This window comes from Streptomyces sp. NPDC025721, from assembly GCF_055558595.1.
Genome location: NZ_JBVHMF010000019.1, coordinates 1 through 21567, shown reverse-complemented (window position 1 = coordinate 21567; position 21567 = coordinate 1). Strand labels below are relative to the sequence as shown.

General features: G+C 68.2%; 18 protein-coding genes. 12 read left to right on the top strand and 6 right to left on the bottom strand.

Annotation, left to right across the window (positions count from 1 at the left end):
• Window position 1: 1 nt before the first annotated feature.
• Both ACZ4EF_RS24440 and ACZ4EF_RS24435 read right to left on the bottom strand, forming a co-directional pair.
• A complete protein-coding gene (locus ACZ4EF_RS24440; protein ID WP_355348294.1) occupies window positions 2–826 on the bottom strand; it encodes a hypothetical protein in 825 nt (274 codons plus the stop codon).
• Between the two features lie 94 nt (window positions 827–920).
• Window positions 921–1208, bottom strand: coding sequence for a hypothetical protein (locus ACZ4EF_RS24435; protein WP_355348291.1), 288 nt, complete (start codon window positions 1206–1208; stop codon window positions 921–923).
• Between the two features lie 353 nt (window positions 1209–1561).
• On the opposite strand from ACZ4EF_RS24435, the gene ACZ4EF_RS24430 reads away from it, so the two are divergent.
• The 7 genes from ACZ4EF_RS24430 (at window position 1562) to ACZ4EF_RS24400 (ending at window position 11562) form a co-directional block, all read left to right on the top strand.
• Entirely contained in the window at window positions 1562–3319 is a 1758-nt protein-coding gene (locus ACZ4EF_RS24430) for an ABC transporter family substrate-binding protein (RefSeq protein ID WP_355348288.1), read from the top strand.
• A 186-nt stretch (window positions 3320–3505) separates the two neighbouring features.
• Entirely contained in the window at window positions 3506–5371 is a 1866-nt protein-coding gene (gene typA / locus ACZ4EF_RS24425) for a translational GTPase TypA (protein ID WP_391161664.1), read from the top strand.
• Window positions 5372–5811: 440 nt separating this feature from the next.
• Complete coding sequence (locus tag ACZ4EF_RS24420) at window positions 5812–7455, top strand: peptide ABC transporter substrate-binding protein (protein WP_391049267.1); 1644 nt, start codon at window positions 5812–5814, stop codon at window positions 7453–7455.
• Between the two features lie 140 nt (window positions 7456–7595).
• Window positions 7596–8519 (top strand): ABC transporter permease, encoded by a 924-nt coding sequence (locus ACZ4EF_RS24415; protein WP_188285682.1) that lies wholly within the window; start codon window positions 7596–7598, stop codon window positions 8517–8519.
• A gap of 1 nt (window position 8520) precedes the next feature.
• A complete protein-coding gene (locus ACZ4EF_RS24410; RefSeq protein WP_355348360.1) occupies window positions 8521–9483 on the top strand; it encodes an ABC transporter permease in 963 nt (320 codons plus the stop codon).
• 11 nt (window positions 9484–9494) lie between these two features.
• Complete coding sequence (locus tag ACZ4EF_RS24405) at window positions 9495–10523, top strand: ABC transporter ATP-binding protein (protein ID WP_355348278.1); 1029 nt, start codon at window positions 9495–9497, stop codon at window positions 10521–10523.
• A complete protein-coding gene (locus ACZ4EF_RS24400) occupies window positions 10486–11562 on the top strand; it encodes an ABC transporter ATP-binding protein (RefSeq protein ID WP_355348275.1) in 1077 nt (358 codons plus the stop codon). Before ACZ4EF_RS24405 ends, ACZ4EF_RS24400 begins: the two co-directional genes overlap by 38 nt.
• 70 nt (window positions 11563–11632) lie before the next feature.
• Here ACZ4EF_RS24400 and ACZ4EF_RS24395 read toward each other — a convergent pair whose 3' ends face one another.
• Window positions 11633–12016, bottom strand: a complete 384-nt coding sequence (locus ACZ4EF_RS24395; protein ID WP_467506389.1) for a VOC family protein — start codon at window positions 12014–12016, stop codon at window positions 11633–11635.
• Between the two features lie 296 nt (window positions 12017–12312).
• Here ACZ4EF_RS24395 and ACZ4EF_RS24390 point away from each other — a divergent pair, with 296 nt between their 5' ends.
• The 5 genes from ACZ4EF_RS24390 (at window position 12313) to ACZ4EF_RS24370 (ending at window position 18059) form a co-directional block, all read left to right on the top strand.
• Window positions 12313–13959: a peptide ABC transporter substrate-binding protein gene (locus tag ACZ4EF_RS24390; RefSeq protein WP_355348269.1), complete on the top strand. Its 1647-nt coding sequence runs from the start codon at window positions 12313–12315 to the stop codon at window positions 13957–13959.
• A 100-nt stretch (window positions 13960–14059) separates the two neighbouring features.
• A complete protein-coding gene (locus tag ACZ4EF_RS24385; protein ID WP_355348266.1) occupies window positions 14060–14983 on the top strand; it encodes an ABC transporter permease in 924 nt (307 codons plus the stop codon).
• Entirely contained in the window at window positions 14976–15959 is a 984-nt protein-coding gene (locus tag ACZ4EF_RS24380; protein ID WP_355348263.1) for an ABC transporter permease, read from the top strand. Before ACZ4EF_RS24385 ends, ACZ4EF_RS24380 begins: the two co-directional genes overlap by 8 nt.
• Before the next feature lie 11 nt (window positions 15960–15970).
• Window positions 15971–16996: an ABC transporter ATP-binding protein gene (locus ACZ4EF_RS24375; RefSeq protein WP_355348260.1), complete on the top strand. Its 1026-nt coding sequence runs from the start codon at window positions 15971–15973 to the stop codon at window positions 16994–16996.
• A gap of 10 nt (window positions 16997–17006) precedes the next feature.
• On the top strand, window positions 17007–18059 hold the full coding sequence (locus tag ACZ4EF_RS24370; RefSeq protein ID WP_401852792.1) for an ABC transporter ATP-binding protein: 1053 nt from the start codon (window positions 17007–17009) through the stop codon (window positions 18057–18059).
• A gap of 120 nt (window positions 18060–18179) precedes the next feature.
• On the opposite strand, the gene ACZ4EF_RS24365 is transcribed toward ACZ4EF_RS24370, so the two are convergent.
• Genes ACZ4EF_RS24365 through ACZ4EF_RS24355 form a run of 3 tightly spaced genes read right to left on the bottom strand, consistent with a single transcriptional unit; the run spans window position 18180 to window position 21390 of the window.
• The gene (locus ACZ4EF_RS24365; protein ID WP_391049279.1) at window positions 18180–19313 is read right to left on the bottom strand and encodes an ABC transporter ATP-binding protein; all 1134 of its coding nucleotides are present in this window, start codon (window positions 19311–19313) and stop codon (window positions 18180–18182) included.
• A 27-nt stretch (window positions 19314–19340) separates the two neighbouring features.
• The gene (locus ACZ4EF_RS24360; protein ID WP_391049281.1) at window positions 19341–20402 is read right to left on the bottom strand and encodes an ABC transporter ATP-binding protein; all 1062 of its coding nucleotides are present in this window, start codon (window positions 20400–20402) and stop codon (window positions 19341–19343) included.
• A gap of 10 nt (window positions 20403–20412) precedes the next feature.
• Complete coding sequence (locus ACZ4EF_RS24355; protein ID WP_355348256.1) at window positions 20413–21390, bottom strand: ABC transporter permease; 978 nt, start codon at window positions 21388–21390, stop codon at window positions 20413–20415.
• Window positions 21391–21567: the final 177 nt, after the last annotated feature.

Genomic DNA, 21567 nt, shown 5'->3' with positions numbered 1-21567 from the left:
CTCAGAAGAACCTCGGATCGTCGAATACGCCGCTGGAGACCAGATAGATGTAGAGGTCGGTGAGGCCGACGCTGATCAGGGACGACCAGGCGAGCAGCATGTGACGGCCGTTGAGGACGCCGACCCAGCCCCAGAGGCGGTAGCGCACCGGGTGCGCGGAGAAGTGCCTGAGCTTGCCGCCCATGATGTGCCGACACGAGTGGCACGACAGCGTGTACGCCCAGATCAGGATGATGTTCACGAGCAGGACGACCGTGCCCAGACCCATGTGGCCCCAGCGGTCGTGCTCGTCGCGGAAGCCGAGCACCGTGTCGTAGGTGAGGATGCCCGCCACCGGCAGCGCGAAGTAGAAGAAGTAGCGGTGCACGTTCTGCAGGATCAGCGGCAGCCGCGTCTCGCCGGTGTACTTCGCGTGCGGTTCGGCGACCGCGCAGGCGGGCGGCGAGGCCCAGAAGCCCCGGTAGTACGCCTTGCGGTAGTAGTAGCAGGTCAGCCGGAAGCCGAGCGGGAAGACCAGCACCAGCAGGGCCGGTGACAGGCCCCACCAGTCGCCGAACAGTGGCCAGTTGGCGCCGCCCTTCATGTCCGCGCAGTTCGACGCCAGGCACGGCGAGTAGAACGGCGAGACGTAGGGCGCCGCGTAGTAGTGGCTGTTGGCGAAGGCCCGCCAGGTCGAGTAGACGACGAAGGCCGCCAGGCCGAGCGCGGTGACCAGCGGTGGCACCCACCACCGGTCGGTCCGCAGATGCCGTTCGGAAATGGCCGCGCGCCCCGGCGTCAGGACGCCGCGGCGCGCGGTGGGGGAGGGGGTGGTTCCGGTGGCCAAGGAGGACTCCGAAGGAACGGGGGAGGGGACGCCGCCGGGTGCGGGCGCCGAGGGGTGCGGGGGTGGTACGGCCGCCGCGGGCCGGTGCCGCGCGCTACGGCGCGTGCCGGTGCGGCGAGCCCAGCCCCTCGTCCTCCGCGTCGGCCCACAGGCCGCGGTCGTACGGCGCGTCCGGGATCGTCACCATCTCGACCTTGCGGATGCCCGCGGTCGTCGGGACGGCCTCGTGCAGCAGAGCCAGGCTCTCCCGCAGATGGGCCGCGTCGGCCCGCACCCTGCGCATGTCCAGGCTGTCGCCCACGTGCTCGTCCAGCCGCCCGACGCAGCGCATCAAATCGTCGAGCCGCCGGGTGACCGACGTCAGATCGTCTTGCAGGGACATACGGATGCCTCACCTTCTCCGCCGTGCGGGGGTGATGCGGTTGATGACGCTGCCGCGCCTGGAAGTGTCGCGCGTCACACCTTCGGTTGGGAAGACGCGTGCACCAATTCCCCTCCGGGGCGGTTCGCCGGTCTCCGGGCGCGCCGCCCGCCCGGCCACCCCGCGCAGTCCCCCGCGCCCCTCATGGGCCGCCCCCCGCGCCAAGGGGCCGTCCGGGTGGAAGAGCGGGGCATTGCGGTCGTGTCGGGGCGGAGAGCCGCTCCTCGTCCCCTCCACTGGGAAGTGATTACCCGGAAATCAGGCCAAATGAGTATGTCCCCGGTCTATGCCGGGCCGCCGGAGGTGTCCGATCCATGAACCGCAGCGCGAACCCACCCGTATTGCGCGCCGCCGTGGCGCTGACCGCCGGGGCGGCCATGACCCTGACCGCCTGCTCCTCGGGCGGCGGCGCCGCCGGGACGGCGGGCACCGACATCGCGACCGTCTCGCGCGCGGGCGTCCGCGACGGCGGCACGCTGCGCTGGGCGACCGATGAGCTGCCCCGCACGCTGAACGCGTACCAGGCGGACGCGGACGCCGACACGCTGACGATCGCGGGGGCCACCCTCCCGGCGATGTACCGGCTCGACGGCCACGGCTCCCCGCGGGCCGACAGCGACTTCCTGGCGAGCGCGGACGTCGCGCAGTCACCGCGCCAGGTGGTCACGTACCACCTGAACCCCAAGGCGAAGTGGAGCGACGGCCAGGCGGTCGGCGCGGCCGACTTCGTCGCCCAGTGGAAGGCGCTGAACGGCAAGAACAGCGCCTTCTGGACGGCCCGCAACGCCGGTTACGACCGGATCTCCGACGTCCGGCAGGGCAAGGACGCCCAGCAGGTCGACGTCACCTTCGCCAGCCCGTACGCGGACTGGAAGTCGCTGTTCAGCCCGCTGTACCCGAAGTCGGTGACCAGTGACGCGGACACCTTCAACGACGGCGTGCGCACCAAGCTGCCGGTCGTCGCGGGCCCCTTCGCGGTCGAGGCCGTGGACACCAAGAAGGGCACCGTCACGCTGGACCGCAACAAGGCGTGGTGGGGCGAGCCCGCCAAGCTCGACCGGATCGTGCTCACCGCCGTGCCGGTGGACAAGCGCCCCGCCGCACTCGCCGCGGGCACCCTCGACCTGGCCGAGATCGACCCCGGCGCGGTCACCGCCGTGACCGGGACCAAGGGCCTGGCCGTACGGAAGGCGCCCGACGCCGCGTACGCGCAGCTCGCCATCAACGGCAGTACGGGACCGCTGGCCGACGAGCGCATCCGGCACGCCGTGGCCCGCGCCATCGACCGCAAGGCCATCGCCACCGCCGTGCTCAAGCCGCTCGGGCTGCCCGACGAGGCGCTCGGCAACCACCTGGTGCTGCCCTCGCAGGACGGCTACCGCGACAACAGCTCGGCGCTCGGCACCAACGACGTGCAGCAGGCCCAGGCGCTGCTGGCCGACGCGGGCTGGACGCGCAGCAACGCCAAGACCGGCGACCAGGCGGCCGGCGGCCCAGGCCGTACCGCGGCCTCCGGCGCCGTCACCGTCGTGGAGCCCGCAGCCGCCGTGAGCAAGGCGGGCAAGCAGCTCACCATGCGCTTCGTGCTCCCGGCGGACTCCCCGACGCTGGACGACGTCGGCACCCGGATCGCCTCGATGCTCTCCGGCATCGGCATCCGCACCGAGATCACCAAGGTCGCGGGCGACAGCTACTTCCAGGACCACATCGCCTCGGGCGACTTCGACCTGGCGCTCTACTCCTGGCCCGGCACGGCCTACCCGGCCACCGACGACACCCCGATCTTCGCCAAGCCGGTGCCCGCGCCAGACGGCTCGCTGACCGTGGCGCAGAACTACACGCGGGTCGGCACCGACCAGATCGACCAGCTCCTGGACCGGGCGGGCGGCGAGCTGGACACCTCCGCGGCCCGCGACCTGACCTCCAAGGCCGACGCCCGGATCTGGGCCGCGGCCGGTTCCATCCCGCTCTACCAGCGCCCCGGCCTGGTCGCGCTGCGCACCACCGTCGCCAACGCGGGCGCCTTCGGCTTCCAGACCCCCGACTACCAGAACCTCGGCTTCCGCAAGTAGGCGCGCGCGGTCGCGGAAAACCGTGCGATTACGGGCCCCAAATCCCCTCTGAAGCCAGCCATCGGCGGCCGAGGGGGGTTGGGGCCCGTACCATGGGGTAAGGCCGCGGCGTGACCTTGCCCGGCAGGCGAGCGCGTCAACGAGGAACGCGACGTCCATCCACGATTCCGGGAGAAGCGCCGCAGCATGTCCACGCGCCACGATATTCGTAACGTCGCCATCGTCGCCCACGTCGACCACGGCAAGACGACCCTCGTCGACGCGATGCTCAAGCAGGCCGGCGCATTCGCCGCCCACCAGCATCTCGACGATCGGATGATGGACTCCAACGACCTGGAGCGCGAGAAGGGCATCACCATTCTCGCGAAGAACACCGCCGTGAAGTACCACCCCAAGGGCGGTGGCGATGTCATCACGATCAACATCATCGACACCCCGGGCCACGCCGACTTCGGCGGCGAGGTAGAGCGCGGCTTGTCCATGGTCGACGCGGTCGTGCTGCTGGTGGACGCCTCCGAGGGCCCGCTGCCGCAGACCCGTTTCGTGCTCCGCAAGGCGCTGTCGGCGAACCTGCCGGTCATCCTCTGCGTGAACAAGACGGACCGCCCCGACTCCCGGATCGACGAGGTCGTCAACGAGACGTACGACCTGTTCCTGGACCTGGACGCCACCGAGGACCAGATCGAGTTCCCGATCGTCTACGCGTGCGCGCGGGACGGCATCGCCTCGCTGACCAAGCCGGAGAACGGCACGGTTCCGGCCGACAGCGACAGCCTGGAGCCGTTCTTCTCCACGATCCTGTCCACCGTCCCGGCCCCCACGTACACCGAGGGCGCGCCGCTCCAGGCGCACGTCACCAACCTCGACGCGGACAACTTCCTCGGCCGTATCGCCCTGCTCCGGGTGGAGGAGGGCGAGCTGCGCAAGGGCCAGCAGGTCGCGTGGATGAAGCGCGACGGCTCGGTCAGCCAGGTCAAGATCACCGAACTGCTGATGACCGAGGCGCTGACCCGCAAGCCCGCCGAGATGGCGGGCCCCGGCGACATCTGCGCGGTGGCCGGTATTCCGGAGATCACCATCGGCGAGACGCTGGCCGACCTGGAGAACCCGGTCGCGCTGCCGCTCATCACGGTCGACGAGCCCGCGATCTCGATGACCATCGGTACGAACACCTCGCCGCTGGTCGGCAAGGGCGGCAAGGGCCACAAGGTCACCGCCCGCCAGGTCAAGGACCGCCTCGACCGGGAGCTGATCGGCAACGTCTCGCTCCGCGTGCTGCCCACCGAGCGCCCCGACGCCTGGGAGGTCCAGGGCCGCGGCGAGCTGGCGCTGGCCATCCTGGTCGAGCAGATGCGCCGCGAGGGCTTCGAGCTGACCGTCGGCAAGCCGCAGGTGGTCACCAAGGTGATCGACGGCAAGGTCCACGAGCCGGTCGAGCGGATGACGGTGGACTGCCCCGAGGAGTACCTGGGCGCGATCACCCAGCTCATGGCGACCCGCAAGGGCCGCATGGAGACCATGACGAACCACGGCTCCGGCTGGGTCCGTATGGAGTTCGTCGTCCCGGCCCGCGGCCTGATCGGCTTCCGTACGGAATTCCTCACCGACACCCGCGGCACCGGCATCGCGCACAGCATCTTCGAGGGCCACGAGCCGTGGTTCGGCGACCTGCGGACCCGTAACAACGGCTCCCTGGTGGCCGACCGCGCCGGTGTCGTGACGCCGTTCGCCATGATCAACCTCCAGGAGCGCGGCGTGATCTTCGTCGAGGCGACCACGGAGGTCTACGAGGGCATGATCATCGGTGAGAACTCGCGGTCCGACGACATGGACGTGAACATCACCAAGGAGAAGAAGCTCACCAACATGCGCGCCGCGTCCGCGGACAACACCGAGAACGTGGTGCCGCCGCGCAAGCTCTCGCTGGAGCAGTCGCTGGAGTTCTGCCGCGAGGACGAGTGCATCGAGGTGACCCCGGAGACGGTCCGCATCCGCAAGGTCGTCCTGGACCAGAAGGAGCGGGGACGCTCGGCCGCTCGGGCCAAGCGCTGACCGCGCAGCGCCCGTAGGGGCGCGGGGAGCCGCGCGACCAGACTCCGCCGCCGGACGGCGGGGACCGGTCACGCGCTCTCCGCGCCCCTTTTGGGTTTTTCGCACTGTCCGTTATCCGGACGTTCATCTCCGCTCAGCGGCGTAAGAAAGATCACACTGTCCGTTTCGAACCTGTCTGTGTACGTTCCAGATTGTCCGAATTTTGAGCAGGCTCCTCTGCCCATCGTGACCGAAGCGAAACCAGACCCTGTTCCGAGCGACCTCAAACGTGCCCGATAGTGGACGAAGTTGAGCTCGGGTCAATGGGTCACGCGCTGATGGGGAGCGCCGACTCACGAGCACGGAAGGCCAGGCCCTTCTCCTGTCAGGGGTGTCAGGAGTGTCAGCGGCGACCGGCCTTCCTTTCACGTATCGACAGTGACTCCTGAGGAGGCAAACCCATGCGCGGTGCCAAGAGCGCCAAGTGGGTCATAGGCGCGGCAGTCGTCGCCCTCGCGGCAACCGCCTGCGGTTCCGGTGATTCGGACAACAAGGCCGGCGGTTCCAACGACGGCATCGTCAGGGCGTGGTGGGGAGACCCCCAGAACCCCCTGGAGCCGGCGAACACCAACGAGGTCCAGGGCGGCAAGGTCCTGGACATGATCTTCATGAACCTCAAGGAGTACGACCCCAAGACGGGGAAGGCCAACCTTGAGGCCGCTGACTCGATCACCACGACCGACCAGCAGAACTTCACCATCAAGATCAAGCAGGGCCTGAAGTTCTCCGACGGCACCCCGGTGACCGCCAACTCGTTCGTCGACGCCTGGAACTACGGCGCGCTGCTGACGAACAAGCAGCTCAACGCGTACTTCTTCGCGGACATCGACGGCTACGCCGCGGTGCACCCCGACAAGGAGGGCGCCGCCCCGACCGCGAAGACCATGTCGGGTCTGAAGGTCGTGGACGACACCACCTTCACCGTCAAGCTCACCCAGAAGTTCTCCACGTGGCCCGACCGCCTCGGCTACAAGGCGTTCGCGCCGCTGCCGAAGTCGTTCTTCACCGACCACGCCGGCTACCTGAACAAGCCGGTCGGCGACGGCCCGTACATGATCGACTCGTACAGCAAGGGCTCCAGCATGAAGCTGGTCCCGAACCCGAACTACACGGGCCCGAGCAAGCCGAAGAACAAGGGCGTGCTGCTGAAGGTCTACACCGACAGCAACACCGCCTACGCCGACCTCCAGGCGGGCAACCTGGACGTCCTGGACGACGTTCCGGCCGAGCAGCTCAGCCACGTGAAGTCGGACCTCGGCGGCCGCTACCTCAACCAGCCGGCCGGCATCATCCAGACGGTCTCCTTCCCGCTGAACCAGAAGGCGTGGAGCGCCCCCGGCATGGAGAAGGTCCGCCAGGGCCTGTCCATGGCGATCGACCGGAAGACCATCACCGAGAAGATCTTCCAGGGCACCCGCACCCCGGCCACCGACCTCACCTCCCCGGTGCTGGGCGCGGCCGGCGGTTACAGCGACTCCGTCGGCGGCGAGTCGGTCACGTACGACCCGGTCAAGGCGAAGCAGCTCATCCAGGAGGGCGGCGGCATTCCCGGCGGTCACATGACCATCGGGTACAACGCCGACACCGGCTCGCACAAGCAGTGGGTCGACGCGGTCTGCAACAGCATCAACAACGTGGTGGGCAACAACAAGGCGTGCGTCGGCGCCCCCACCGGCACGTTCGCGGACTTCCGCAACCAGATCACCAAGGGTGAGATGACCCAGCCGTTCCGCTCCGGCTGGCAGATGGACTACCCGCTGATCGACAACTTCCTGACGCCGCTGTACGTGACGGGCGCCAGCTCGAACGACTCGCACTACAGCAACCCGCAGTTCGACTCGCTGATCAAGCAGGCGAACTCGGAGCCGGACACCGCCAAGGCGATCGGGTTCTACCAGGACGCCGAGAAGATCCTGATGAAGGACATGCCCGTCATCCCGCTCTGGTACCAGAACGGTGGCGCCGGCTGGTCGTCCCGGGTGTCCAACGTGACGGAGAACGCCTTCAGTGTCCCCGTCTTCACCGACATCACGGTCAACAACTGACCTGATGCGGTAAGCGCGCCCGCCATGGCACCCCGTGGCGGGCGCGCGTTCGGGGGGAACTGACAGCAACCGCTCGCGGTGCGGAGGTCGGCCGGGGTCACAAGCCCCGGCTCACGTCTGCCCCGATCCCTGGAGGACAGATGGGGCGCTACGTCATTCGACGACTGCTCCAGATGGTTCCGGTCTTCATCGGAACCACCTTTTTGATCTTCGTCATGGTCTACGCGCTCGGCGACCCGGTGGCCGCCATGTTCGGCGACCGGGCGCCCGACCCCGCCACGGCGAACCAGATCAGGCACGACCTGTATCTGGACCACTCGCTGCCCGCGCAGTACGGGCACTACATGTGGCAGATCCTCAGCGGCAACTTCGGTACCGCCGCCACCGGGCAGCCGGTCACCGAGCTGATGGGCACGGCCTTCCCGGTCACCATCCGGCTGACCATGGTCGCCTTCGCGATCGAGGCGGTCGTCGGCATCGGGCTCGGCCTGCTGGCCGGGCTGCGGCGCGGACGGTTCGCGGACTCGGGCGTGCTCGCGTTCACGCTGCTCGTCGTGTCCATTCCGACCTTCGTGACCGCCTTCCTGCTCCAGTACTTCGTGGGCGTGAAGTGGGGCCTGGCCAATCCGGCGGTCGCCGAGGGCGCCCCGATCGGTGACCTGATCCTGCCGGGACTCGTCCTGGCCGGTGTCTCGCTCGCCTATGTGGCCCGGCTGACCCGTACCTCGGTCGCGGAGAACTCCCGCGCGGACTACCTGCGCACGGCCGTGGCCAAGGGCCTGCCCAAGCGCCGCGTGGTCACCGTCCACCTGCTGCGCAACTCGCTGATACCCGTGGTGACCTTCCTCGGCACCGACCTCGGCGCGCTCATGGGCGGCGCCATCGTCACCGAGCGGATCTACAACATCCACGGCGTCGGCTACCAGCTCTACCAGGGCATCCTGCGGCAGAATCCGCCGACCGTCGTCGGCTTCGTGACGATCCTGGTGATCGTCTTCCTGGCCGCCAACCTGCTCGTCGACCTGCTTTACGCGGTCCTGGACCCGAGGATTCGCTATGTCTGAGATGTCCGACGCCCGGAGCGCCGCGAACGCGATATCCACTGCGCCCGCCGGGCTGCCCGTGGACGGACCGCGCGGCCCGGGGGAGCCGTCGAAGCCGTCGCGTGACGCGGAGCGCGAGAAGCCGCGCAGCCTGTGGAACGACGCCTGGCACGACCTCAGCCGCAAGCCGATGTTCTACGTGTCCGGGCTGCTGATCCTCTTCCTGGTCGTCATCTCGATCTGGCCCAGCCTGATCGCCGGGGGCAGCCCGCTCTCCTGCGACCTCGCCAAGTCGCAGAACGGGGCGACCTCCGGGCACCCCTTCGGCTTCGACCAGCAGGGCTGCGACGTCTACACCCGCACCGTCTACGGCGCGCGCGCCTCGGTGTCGGTCGGCATCTTCGCGACCCTCGGCGTCACCGTGCTGGGCTCGCTGCTCGGCGGCCTGGCCGGTTACTTCGGCGGCTGGTGGGACTCGATCCTCTCCCGGATCAGCGACATCTTCTTCGGCATCCCGATCCTGCTCGGCGGCATCGTCTTCCTGTCCGTGGTCAAGGGCGGCAGCGTCACCACCGTTTCGCTCTTCATGATCCTGCTGGGCTGGCCGCAGATCGCGCGTATCGCGCGCGGCTCGGTCATCACGGCCAAGCAGCAGGACTACGTGCAGGCGGCGCGGGCACTCGGCGCGGGCAACGCGCGGATGCTGCTGCGGCACATCGCGCCCAACGCGCTCGCCCCGATCATCGTGGTCGCGACGATCGCGCTGGGCACGTACATCTCGCTGGAGGCGACGCTGTCGTTCCTCGGCGTGGGCCTCAAGCCGCCGGCCGTCTCCTGGGGCATCGACATCTCCCAGGCGTCCACCCAGATCCGCAACGCGCCGCACATGCTGCTGTGGCCCGCGGGCGCGCTCAGCGTGACGGTGCTGGCGTTCATCATGCTCGGCGACGCGGTGCGCGACGCCCTCGACCCCAAGCTGCGCTAGGAGGTACGGCGTTGACTGTCATCGATGAGACCGCGAGCGCCCCGGCGCCCGGCGTGCCGACGGCTCCGCTGCTCGAAGTACGGGACCTGCACGTCGAGTTCCACACCCGCGACGGTGTCGCCAAGGCCGTGAACGGCGTCAACTACTCGGTGAACGCCGGGGAGACGCTGGCCGTGCTCGGCGAGTCCGGCTCGGGCAAGTCCGTGACCGCGCAGGCGATCATGGGCATCCTCGATATGCCGCCCGGCCGTATCCCGCAGGGCGAGATCCTGTTCCAGGGCCGCGACATGCTCACGATGTCCGGCGAGGAGCGGCGCAAGCTGCGCGGCCGGAAGATCGCGATGATCTTCCAGGACGCGCTGTCGTCCCTCAACCCGGTGCTGTCGGTGGGCTACCAGCTCGGCGAGATGTTCCGGGTGCACCAGGGCCTGTCCCGCAAGGCCGCCAAGGCCAAGGCGGTCGAGCTGATGGACCGGGTGCGCATCCCGGCGGCGAAGGAGCGGGTGAACGACTACCCGCACCAGTTCTCCGGCGGTATGCGGCAGCGCATCATGATCGCGATGGCGCTCGCCCTCGAACCCGACCTCATCATCGCGGACGAGCCGACGACCGCGCTCGACGTCACCGTGCAGGCGCAGGTGATGGATCTGCTGGCCGAACTCCAGCGGGAGTTCAACATGGGCCTGATCCTGATCACCCACGACCTGGGTGTGGTCGCGGACGTGGCCGACAAGATCGCGGTGATGTACGCGGGCCGGATCGTCGAGAGCTCGCCGGTCCACGAGATCTACAAGAACCCGGCGCACCCGTACACCAAGGGCCTGCTCCAGTCGATTCCCCGGCTGGACCAGAAGGGCCAGGAGCTGTACGCGATCAAGGGGCTGCCGCCCAACCTGCTGCGTATCCCGTCGGGCTGCGCCTTCAACCCGCGCTGCCCGATGGCCCAGGACATCTGCCGGACCGAGGTGCCCGTGCTGCACACGATCGGCGACGGGCGCGGCAGTGCCTGCCACTTCTGGAAGGAGACGCTCGGTGAGTGACCTCTCGAACCGGGGTGAACCCATCCTCCAGGTGCGGAACCTGGTGAAGCACTTCCCGCTGACGCAGGGCATCCTGTTCAAGAAGCAGGTCGGCGCGGTCAAGGCGGTCGACGGGATCTCCTTCGACCTCTACCGGGGCGAGACGCTCGGCATCGTCGGCGAGTCCGGCTGCGGCAAGTCCACGGTCGCCAAGCTGCTGATGAACCTCGAACAGGCCACCGCGGGCGAGGTGTTCTACAAGGGCGAGGACATCACCAAGCTGACCGGGCGGGCCCTGAAGGCGGTCCGGCGCAACATCCAGATGGTGTTCCAGGACCCGTACACCTCGCTCAACCCCCGTATGACCGTCGGCGACATCATCGGTGAGCCCTTCGACATCCACCCCGAGGTGGCTCCCAAGGGGTCGCGCCGCAAGCGTGTCGAGGACCTGCTGGACGTGGTCGGCCTCAACCCCGAGTACATCAACCGGTATCCGCACCAGTTCTCCGGCGGCCAGCGGCAACGCATCGGCATCGCACGGGGGTTGGCGCTCAACCCGGAGATCATCATCTGCGACGAGCCGGTCTCCGCGCTCGACGTCTCGGTGCAGGCCCAGGTCATCAACCTGATGGAGAAGCTCCAGGACGAGTTCACCCTCTCCTACCTCTTCATCGCGCACGACCTGTCGATCGTCCGGCACATCTCCGACCGCGTCGGCGTGATGTACCTCGGGCGGATGGCGGAGATCGGCACCGACACCGAGATCTACGAGCACCCGACCCACCCCTACACCCAGGCCCTGCTCTCCGCCGTCCCGGTCCCGGACCCGGCCGCGCGTGAGCACCGCGAGCGGATCATCCTCTCCGGCGACGTGCCTTCCCCGGCCAACCCGCCCTCCGGCTGCCGCTTCCGCACCCGCTGCTGGAAGGCCGAGTCCCGCTGCGCCGAGGAGACCCCGCTGCTGGCGATCCCCGCCCGCTTCCAGGGCGGCTCCACCCCGGCCACCCACGAGTCGGCCTGCCACTTCGCCGAAGAAAAGGACGTCGTCGGCGCCGCCTGACGATCCCCCACCCCACAGGGGCGCCCCCCACCCCGGGGGGCGCCCCTCTCGCGCGCGTCAGGCGTGGCCGTCAGGCGTGGGCGGCCTCGCGGTCGGCTTGGCTGCGCAGGACGCAGAATTCGTTGCCCTCGGGGTCGGTGAGGACGGCCCAGCCGGTGCCGTCGGGGTTGCGGCGGTCGGTGAGGAGGGTGGCGCCGAGGGCGAGGAGGCGGTCGACCTCCTCGTCGCGGGTGGTGTCGGGGCGCAGGCACAGGTGGACGCGGTTCTTGACCGTCTTGGGCTCGGGCACCTGGTTGAAGTGGAGCAGGGGGCCGTCTGCGAGGAGCACTTGGACCTCCGGGTCGCCCGGCCGGTCCTCCGGATCCAGCGGACGGCCGGTGACGCCGCTCCAGAAGAGAGCCAGGCCGTAGGCGTCCGCACAGTCGATCGCCACGTTCTGCACTACCGAGACCATGGCCCGAGCCTTCCCGATCCCGGCGCCCGGCGCCACCGGGTATCCGCCGGACACGTCCTCGGACGGTGCCGCTCTCCCGCGCCGCACGGGACCGGACGGGCGAGCGGGCGCGGCCGCCTCCATTTTTGACGCGGACAGGTCACTTCATGCGGGCTGTGACACGGCTTTCTGACAGTGCGTTGCGCCATGGCCAACGCATTGGACATGCCGACACGGAGTAGTAGAAGTGCGACTTTGGCTCTATTGCGGTGTCATGGGTGACTAAGTGTCATTTGTGATCCATGAGGAGGCACGCGATGCGCGGAGCCACGCGCTTGAAGTGGGCCGTCTGTGCGACGGCCGTCGCCCTGGCAGCCGCCGCCTGCGGCAGCAGCAGCAACAACAGCGGTGGGGGCGGCGGCGGCAGCGGCTCCGGCGTCGTGCGCGCTTCCTGGGGCGACCCGCAGAACCCGCTGGAGCCCGCCAACACCAATGAGGTGCAGGGCGGCAAGGTGCTCGACATGGTCTTCCGCGGCCTGAAGAAGTACGACCCGAAGACCGGCAAGGCGACCGACATGATCGCCGACTCGATCACCACCACCGACTCGCAGACCTTCGACATCAAGATCAAGTCGGACTGGACCTTCAGCAACGGCGAGAAGGTCACCTCCGATTCCTTCATCAACGCCTGGAACTACGGCGCGCTGCTGAAGAACGCCCAGATCAACGCGTACTTCTTCCAGTACATCGACGGGTACGACAAGGTCCACCCGGACACCGCGGGCGCCAAGTCCTCCGCGACCACGCTCTCCGGTCTGACCAAGGTCAGCGACACCGAGTTCAAGGTGAAGCTCAACCAGAAGTTCTCCACCTTCCCCGACACCCTCGGGTACTCGGCGTACTACCCGCTGCCGAAGGCGTTCTTCGACGACCACGCCGCCTGGCTGAAGAAGCCGATCGGCGACGGCCCGTACACCATCCAGTCGTACAGCAAGGGCTCGCAGATGAGCCTGCGCAAGTGGGACGGCTACAAGGGCCCGGACCCGGCCCAGAACGGCGGCGTCGACCTGCGGGTCTACACCGACAACAACACCGCCTACACCGACCTCCAGGCGGGCAACCTGGACCTGGTCGACGACATCCCGGCCTCGCAGCTCAAGAACGTCAAGAGCGACCTCGGCGACCGGTACATCAACCAGCCCGCCGGCATCATCCAGACCCTCGCCTTCCCGCTGTACAACTCGCGCTGGTCGTCCGCGAACTCCGCGAAGGTCCGGCAGGGCCTGTCGATGGCGATCAACCGCCAGCAGATCACCCAGCAGATCTTCCAGAACACCCGCACCCCGGCCACCGACTGGACCTCCCCGGTGCTGGGCGCGTCCGGCGGCTACAAGGCCGGCCTGTGCGGCGCCGAGTGCACGTACGACGCGGCCAAGGCCAAGCAGCTCATCCAGGAGGGCGGCGGCCTGCCGGGCGGCAGCATCACCATCGGCTACAACGCGGACACCGGCTCCCACAAGGAGTGGGTCGACGCGGTCTGCAACAGCATCAACAACGTGCTGGGCAACAACAAGGCGTGCGTCGGCAGCCCCACCGGCACCTTCGCCGACTTCCGCAACAAGATCGTCAACAAGCAGATGGACAACCCGTTCCGGTCCGGCTGGCAGATGGACTACCCGCTGATCCAGAACTTCCTCCAGCCGCTGTACTACACCAACGCGTCGTCCAACGACTCGCACTACAGCAACGCCAACTTCGACAAGCTGGTCAACCAGGCCAACGCCGAGACCGACACCGCCAAGGCCGTCGGCCTCTTCCAGGACGCCGAGCGCCAGCTCGTCAAGGACATGCCCGCGATCCCGCTGTGGTACCAGAACGGCAGCGCCGGGTACTCCGACAAGATCACCAACGTCGAGCTGAACCCGTTCAGCGTCCCGGTCTACAACGAGATCAAGGTCAAGTGACGTCCGCCGGAGGCCGCACCGGTAACCCGGTGCGGCCTCCGGCCGCTCCGCTTCCCGCCCCTCCCCGTCACTGCTCGGAAGGCCCTTCGGAAGGCACCGCATGGGACGCTATGTGATCCGGCGGCTGCTCCAGATGATCCCGGTGTTCATCGGCAGCACATTCCTGATCTTCCTCATGGTCTACGCGCTCGGCGACCCCGTCGCCGCGCTCTTCGGCGACCGCGCACCGGACCCCGCCACCGCTGCCCAGATCCGCTCGGACCTGCACCTGAACGACCCGCTGTGGAAGCAGTACCTGCTCTACATGGGGAACATCTTCCGCGGCGACTTCGGCACCGCCTTCAACGGGCAGTCCGTCACCTCCCTGATGGGCAGCGCCTTCCCGGTCACCATCCGGCTCACCATCGTCGCCATCATCTTCGAGATCATCATCGGCATCCTGCTCGGCGTGATCACCGGCATGCGGCGCGGCAAGCCGATCGACACCGGGGTGCTGCTGATGACCCTGGTCGTCATCTCGGTGCCCACGTTCGTGACCGGCTACGTGCTCCAGTACCTGTTCGGCGTGAAGCTCGGCTGGGTCAGCCCCTCGGTCTCGCCCAGCGCCCCGTTCAACGAACTGATCCTGCCGGGCCTGGTCCTCGCCCTGGTCTCGCTCGCGTACGTCACCCGGCTGACCCGTACCTCGATCGCCGAGAACACCCGCGCTGACTATCTGCGCACCGCCGTCGCCAAGGGCCTGCCACGCCGCAAGGTGATCTTCCGGCACCTGCTGCGCAACTCGCTGATCCCGGTGGTCACCTTCATCGGCACCGACATCGGCGGCCTGATGGGCGGCGCGATCGTCACCGAGCGCATCTTCAACATCCACGGCGTCGGCTTCCAGCTCTACCAGGGCATCCTGCGCAACAACTCGCCGACGGTGGTCGGCTTCGTCACGATCCTGGTGCTGGTCTTCCTGCTGGCGAATCTGCTAGTCGACCTGCTGTACGCGGTCCTGGACCCGAGGATTCGTTATGCCTGAACAGAGCAACCCGCTCGACCCCGGCCAGTCCGTCTCGGCCGCGGGCGGTGGCGGCGGCTTCGACCTGGCGGCGGAGGAGGCCGGGTCACTGGAGAAGGGGCCGGGGCCCGACGGCGGCGACCCCGCGGAGAAGCCGCGCAGCCTGTGGTCGGACGCCTGGCGCGACCTGCGGCGCAATCCCATCTTCATCATCGCCGCGCTGATCATCCTCTTCCTGGTGATCATCTCGATCTGGCCCGGACTGATCGCCACCCAGGACCCGCTGAAGGCCGACCTGTCCAAGGCCCAGCAGGGCGCGAGCCCCGGCCACCCCTTCGGCTACGACCAGCAGGGCCGCGACGTCTACACGCGCGTGGTCTACGGCGCCCGCGCCTCGGTCACCGTCGGCGTCTGCGCGACCCTGGGCGTGGTCCTCCTCGGCAGCGTCCTCGGCGGCCTCGCCGGGTTCTTCGGCGGCTGGTGGGACGCGGTCCTCTCCCGGATCAGCGACATCTTCTTCGGCATCCCGGTCATCCTCGGCGGCCTGGTCTTCCTGTCCGTGGTCACCAACAGCACCGTCTGGCCGGTCATCGGCTTCATGGTGCTGCTCGGCTGGCCGCAGATCGCCCGTATCGCCCGCGGCTCGGTGATCACCTCGCGGGAGAACGACTACGTGCAGGCCGCGCGGGCGCTGGGCGCGGGCAACTCCCGCATCCTGCTGCGGCACATCACGCCCAACGCCGTCGCGCCGGTCATCGTCGTCGGCACCATCGCGCTGGGTACGTACATCGCGCTGGAGGCGACCTTGTCCTACCTCGGCGTGGGCCTCAAACCGCCCACCGTCTCCTGGGGCATCGACATCTCCGACGCGTCCTCGCAGATCCGCAACGCGCCGCACATGCTGCTGTGGCCCGCGGGCGCGCTGAGCATCACCGTGCTGGCCTTCATCATGCTCGGCGACGCGGTGCGCGACGCCCTCGACCCCAAGCTGCGCTGAGGAGCCCGTACATGAGCACCGAGTACCTGGCCGCAGAACACACCAGCGCCCCGCCCAGCGGCAACCTGCTGGACGTCCACGATCTGCACGTCGAATTCCGTACCAGGGACGGGGTCGCCAAGGCGGTCAACGGCGTCACCTACTCGGTGGCCGAGGGCGAGACGCTGGCCGTGCTCGGCGAGTCCGGCTCCGGCAAGTCCGTGACCGCGCAGGCCATCATGGGCATCCTCGACTCGCCGCCCGGCTTCATCACCAAGGGCGAGATCGTCTTCCAGGGCAAGAACCTGCTGACGATGGTCGGCGAGGAGCGGCGCAAGGTCCGCGGCGCGAAGATGGCGATGGTCTTCCAGGACGCGCTGTCGTCCCTCAACCCCGTGCTCACCGTGGGGGAACAGCTCGGCGAGATGTTCACCACCCACCAGGGCATGTCGAAGAAGGACTCGCGGATCAAGGCCGTAGAGCTGATGGAACGGGTCCGCATCCCCGCCGCCGCCGAACGCGTCAAGCAGTACCCGCACCAGTTCTCCGGCGGTATGCGGCAGCGCGTGATGATCGCCATGGCGATGGCCCTGGAACCCGCGCTGATCATCGCGGACGAGCCGACGACCGCGCTCGACGTGACGGTGCAGGCGCAGGTGATGGACCTGCTGGCCGAACTCCAGCGGGAGTTCAACATGGGCCTGATCCTCATCACCCACGACCTGGGCGTGGTCGCCGACGTGGCCGACAAGATCGCCGTGATGTACGCGGGCCGGATCGTGGAGACCTCGCCGGTCCACGAGATCTACAAGCGGCCCGCGCACCCGTACACCAAGGGCCTGTTGCAGTCGATTCCCCGGCTGGACCAGAAGGGCCAGGAGCTGTACGCGATCAAGGGGCTGCCGCCCAACCTGCTGCACATTCCGCCCGGTTGCGCCTTCAACCCGCGCTGCCCGATGGCCCAGGACATCTGCCGCACCGATGTGCCCCCGCTGGCGAAGGTGAGCCCCGACCGGGCGAGCGCCTGCCACTTCTGGAAGGAGACGCTCGGTGAGTGAACAGCCCGTCATGCACAAGGACCCGGTCAAGGCGGCGCACGAGCCGATCCTCGAAGTACGCGACCTGGTCAAGCACTTCCCGCTGACCCAGGGCATCCTGTTCAAGAAGCAGATCGGCGCGGTCAAGGCCGTCGACGGTGTCTCCTTCGACCTCTTCCCCGGCGAGACGCTGGGCATCGTCGGCGAGTCCGGCTGCGGCAAGTCGACCGTCGCCCGGCTGCTGATGAACCTCGAAGTGCCCACCGCCGGACGCATCCTGTACAAGGGCGACGACATCACCAAGCTGTCGGGGCGGGCCCTGAAGGCCGTCCGGCGCAACATCCAGATGGTGTTCCAGGACCCGTACACCTCGCTGAACCCCCGTATGACGGTCGGCGACATCATCGGTGAGCCGTACGAGATCCACCCCGAGGTCGCGCCCAAGGGCGACCGGCGCAAGCGCGTGCAGGACCTGCTCGACGTCGTCGGCCTCAACCCCGAGTACATCAACCGGTATCCGCACCAGTTCTCCGGCGGCCAGCGGCAACGCATCGGCATCGCACGGGGGTTGGCGCTGCGCCCCGAGATCATCGTGGCCGACGAGCCGGTCTCCGCGCTCGACGTGTCGGTGCAGGCCCAGGTGATCAACCTGATGGGCAATCTCCAGAAGGAGTTCAACCTCTCCTACATGTTCATCGCGCACGACCTGTCGATCGTCCGGCACATCTCCGACCGGGTCGGCGTGATGTACCTCGGCAAGATCGTCGAGATCGGCGGCGACGAGGCGATCTACGAGCACCCCACGCACCCGTACACCCAGGCCCTGCTCTCCGCCGTCCCGGTCCCCGACCCGGCCGCGCGTGAGCACCGCGAGCGGATCATCCTCTCCGGCGACGTGCCCTCCCCGGCCAACCCGCCCTCCGGCTGCCGCTTCCGCACCCGCTGCTGGAAGGCCCAGGAGCGCTGCACCCTGGAGGAGCCGCTGCTGGCGATCCCCCCGGCCTTCCGCGGCACGGCGGGCCCGGCCGAGCACGACTCGGCGTGCCACTTCGCCGAGGAGAAGCAGGTCGTCCCGAACGACTGACCGCGCGCCGCGGCCGGGAGCGTGTGACGGGCGCCGGCAACGCGAGACGGTCCGTACCCGGGTGGTGCTGGGGTGTCCGGGTACGGACCGTTTCCGAGCGGAGGCTGAACTGAGCCCGGGTCAAAGGGTCTTGTCAGCCGCCTCCTCGATCGCGGCCAGCGCGGGGTCGAGGACGATGTCCTCGTCCCGCGCCGCGATCGTCGGCTCTTCGGGGAAGTGACAGGCCGTCAGGTGCCCGTCCGTGTTCCCGTCGATCTGGACCAGCGGCGGTTCGTCCGTCGCGCACTTGTCCTGCGCCTTCCAGCACCGGGTGCGGAAGCGGCAGCCGGACGGCGGGTTGATCGGCGACGGCACGTCACCGGCCAGCCGGATCCGCTCGCGGTCGTCCGCGTGGTCCACGTCCACCTCGGGCACCGCGGACAGCAGCGCGTGGGTGTACGGGTGGCGCGGGCGCAGGTAGATCGAGTCGCGGTCGCCGACCTCCACGACCTTGCCCAGGTACATCACCGCGACGCGCTGCGAGAAGTGCCGCACGATCGCCAGGTCGTGCGCGATGAACAGGAACGCGATGCCCATCTCCTCCTGCACCTTCTGCAGGAGGTTGACGACCTGGGCCTGGATCGACACGTCGAGCGCCGACACCGGCTCGTCCGCCACGATCAGCTTCGGCTTGAGGGCCAGCGCCCGTGCCACGCCGATGCGCTGCCGCTGACCGCCGGAGAACTCGTGCGGGAAGCGGTTGTAGTGCTCCGGGTTGAGACCGACGGTCTCCAGCAGCTCGCGCACGTGCTTCTCGCGCCCGCCGGGCGGGTTGATCCCGTTGATCTCCATCGGGCCGCCGATGATGGTGCCGACCGTCTGGCGCGGGTTCAGCGACGAGTAGGGGTCCTGGAAGATCATCTGGATCTCGGACCTGATCGGCGCCAGCTCCTTGCGCGAGGAGTGCGCGATCTCCTGGCCCCGGTACAGCACGCTGCCCCCGGTCGGCTCCAGCAGCCGGGTGATCAGCCGGCCGGTCGTCGACTTGCCGCAGCCCGACTCGCCCACCAGGCCGAAGCTCTCGCCGGCGTGGACCTCCAGGTCCACCCCGTCCACGGCCCTGACGGCGCCCACTTGGCGCCTGAACGGAAAGCCGCCGTAGATCGGGAAGTGCTTGGTGAGGTCCTTGACCTCCAGCAGCTTCTCGCCGACGGGCCTTTTGTCGCGCTGTTCCGGGACCGTTTCGGTCACGGTAGCGCTGGTGTCGTTGCTCATGGTGGTATGCCTGCCCCTGGTGACCGGTCAGCCCAGCCGGGGCTGAATCTTCTCGATGAATACGGACTGCCGCTGTTCCGCGGTCAGATGGCACGCGGAACCGCGACCAGCCGGCAGGTCGGGCCGCGACGTGACGCAGGTGTCGCCGCCGACCAGCGCGGGGAACTCGCAGCGCGGGTGGAACGGGCAGCCGGTCGGCGGCCTGAGCAGGCTCGGCGGAGCGCCCGGAATCGGCGTCAGCGGGTCGTCGACATTGCCGCTGAGGCGCGGCATCGAGCTGAGCAGACCCCAGGTGTACGGGTGCTGCGGCTCCTTGACGATCTCCCGCACCGAACCGCGCTCCACGGCGCGCCCGGCGTACATCACGAGCAGGTCGTCGGCGACCTTGGAGACCACACCGAGGTCGTGGGTGATCAGGATGATCGCGGACCCGAACTCCTGCTGGAGGTCCTTGAGCAGGTCCAGGATCTGGGCCTGCACGGTCACGTCGAGCGCGGTGGTCGGCTCGTCGGCGATCAGCAGATCGGGGTTGCACACCAGCGACATCGCGATCATCGCGCGCTGCCGCATACCGCCGGAGAACTGGTGCGGGTAGTCGTCCACGCGCTGCTTGGGCTGCGGGATGCCGACCTTCTCCAGCATCTCGATCGCCCGGTCCCGGCCCTCGCGCTTGCTGGCGCCCAGGTGCTTCCGGTACGGCTCCGCGATCTGCCGGCCGACCGTGTAGTACGGCGACAGGGCGGTCAGCGGGTCCTGGAAGATCATCGCCATCTTGTTGCCGCGCAGCCGCTCCAGCGTGCGGTTGCTCGCACCGGTCAGCTCCTGGCCGTCCAGGATGATCTCCCCGGCGATCTCGGTGGTCGCCGGATTGTGCAGCCCGAGGATCGACAGGTTCGTCACCGACTTGCCGGAGCCGGACTCACCGACGATACCGAGCGTCTGGCCGCGCTCCAGGTCGAAGGAGAGACCGTCGACGGCCTTGACGGTGCCGTCCTCGGTGGAGAAGTGGACGTACAGGTCGCGTACGGACAAGAACGAGTCCGACCCGCCCTTGTGCGTGCCCTCCTCGGGCTTGGTCATGGTGGTCACTGACGTTCTCCTAGGACAGTCGCACGCGCGGGTCGATGAACGCGTAGGCGGCGTCCACGATGATGTTGAACAGGACGATCAAGGTGGCGCTGAAGAGCATCACGCCCATGAGCATGGGCAGGTCCGTCTTCATCACGGAGTCGATCGCCAGTCGGCCGAGCCCGGCGAGCTGGAAGGTGTACTCGGTGATCATCGCGCCGCCGAACAGCGAGCCGAGGTCGATACCGAGGATCGTGACGATGGGGATCAGCGAGCCACGCCAGGCGTACCGGAAGAAGACGTACGCCGACGACATGCCCTTGGCACGCGCGGTCCGTACATGTTCTTCCTGTAGCTGCTCGATCATCGTCGAGCGCGACATACGCGTGTAGTTGGCGGTGAAGATCACCGACAGCACACACCATGGGATGAGCAGTCCGTTGAACCAGGAGAGCGGATTCTGCGTGAACGGCACGTACTTGGGCTGATCCAGGATCTGGTTGTTGTAGACCAGCAGGGCCAGCACGATCGGGCCGAGGAAGTAGATCTGCATCGAGCTGAGAACCAGCGACGCGGAGCTGAAGATCTTGTCGATGAACGTGCCGCGCTTCCAGGCGGCCAGCATGCCGGAGCCGAGACCGACGAGCAGGAAGACCACGGTGCCGCCCGCGGCGAGCGAGATGGTCGTGGGCAGGCGGTTCATCAGGGTCGGCCAGACCGGCTCACTCGTGGCGAACGAGTAACCGAGGCAGGGCGCGGGGCAGTTGCCGGCACTGAACCTGTGGCCGGTGAATATCCGCACCATGTAGTTCCAGTACTGGACCGGCACCGGGTGGTCGAGACCCAGGTTGTGGTGGATCAGCGCGATGTTCTGCGGCGTGCAGTTCTTGCCGCAGGAAAGGAGCGCGGGGTCGTGCGGAATGGCGAAGAAGAGGAAGAACGTGAAGGCGCTGATGAACAAAAGAATGACCAGAGCGCCGAGCGTCCGGCGGACGAGGAATCGAAGCATGGCGGTCGCAGCTCTCAGAGGACGGCGGCGGTGGGCGGGTGATCGCACCCCAGGTGGGGGGGGGGGGGGGGGCGGGGCCCCCCCCCGACCCGAAGGGGTGCTCCCTTCTCCCCGCCACCTTTTCCCGTCTTCCTCCCAAGGTAGGCTTGTTCCTACAACACCCCCCCCCCTCCCAAC

Coding starts and splice junctions, on each gene's coding strand:
- ACZ4EF_RS24435 (WP_355348291.1), bottom strand. CDS start 1,208: ATGTCCCTGCAAGACGATCTGACGTCGGTCACCCGGCGGCTCGACGAT.
- ACZ4EF_RS24430 (WP_355348288.1), top strand. CDS start 1,562: ATGAACCGCAGCGCGAACCCACCCGTATTGCGCGCCGCCGTGGCGCTG.
- typA (WP_391161664.1), top strand. CDS start 3,506: ATGTCCACGCGCCACGATATTCGTAACGTCGCCATCGTCGCCCACGTC.
- ACZ4EF_RS24420 (WP_391049267.1), top strand. CDS start 5,812: ATGCGCGGTGCCAAGAGCGCCAAGTGGGTCATAGGCGCGGCAGTCGTC.
- ACZ4EF_RS24415 (WP_188285682.1), top strand. CDS start 7,596: ATGGGGCGCTACGTCATTCGACGACTGCTCCAGATGGTTCCGGTCTTC.
- ACZ4EF_RS24410 (WP_355348360.1), top strand. CDS start 8,521: ATGTCCGACGCCCGGAGCGCCGCGAACGCGATATCCACTGCGCCCGCC.
- ACZ4EF_RS24395 (WP_467506389.1), bottom strand. CDS start 12,016: ATGGTCTCGGTAGTGCAGAACGTGGCGATCGACTGTGCGGACGCCTAC.
- ACZ4EF_RS24390 (WP_355348269.1), top strand. CDS start 12,313: ATGCGCGGAGCCACGCGCTTGAAGTGGGCCGTCTGTGCGACGGCCGTC.
- ACZ4EF_RS24385 (WP_355348266.1), top strand. CDS start 14,060: ATGGGACGCTATGTGATCCGGCGGCTGCTCCAGATGATCCCGGTGTTC.
- ACZ4EF_RS24380 (WP_355348263.1), top strand. CDS start 14,976: ATGCCTGAACAGAGCAACCCGCTCGACCCCGGCCAGTCCGTCTCGGCC.
- ACZ4EF_RS24375 (WP_355348260.1), top strand. CDS start 15,971: ATGAGCACCGAGTACCTGGCCGCAGAACACACCAGCGCCCCGCCCAGC.
- ACZ4EF_RS24370 (WP_401852792.1), top strand. CDS start 17,007: ATGCACAAGGACCCGGTCAAGGCGGCGCACGAGCCGATCCTCGAAGTA.
- ACZ4EF_RS24365 (WP_391049279.1), bottom strand. CDS start 19,313: ATGAGCAACGACACCAGCGCTACCGTGACCGAAACGGTCCCGGAACAG.
- ACZ4EF_RS24355 (WP_355348256.1), bottom strand. CDS start 21,390: ATGCTTCGATTCCTCGTCCGCCGGACGCTCGGCGCTCTGGTCATTCTT.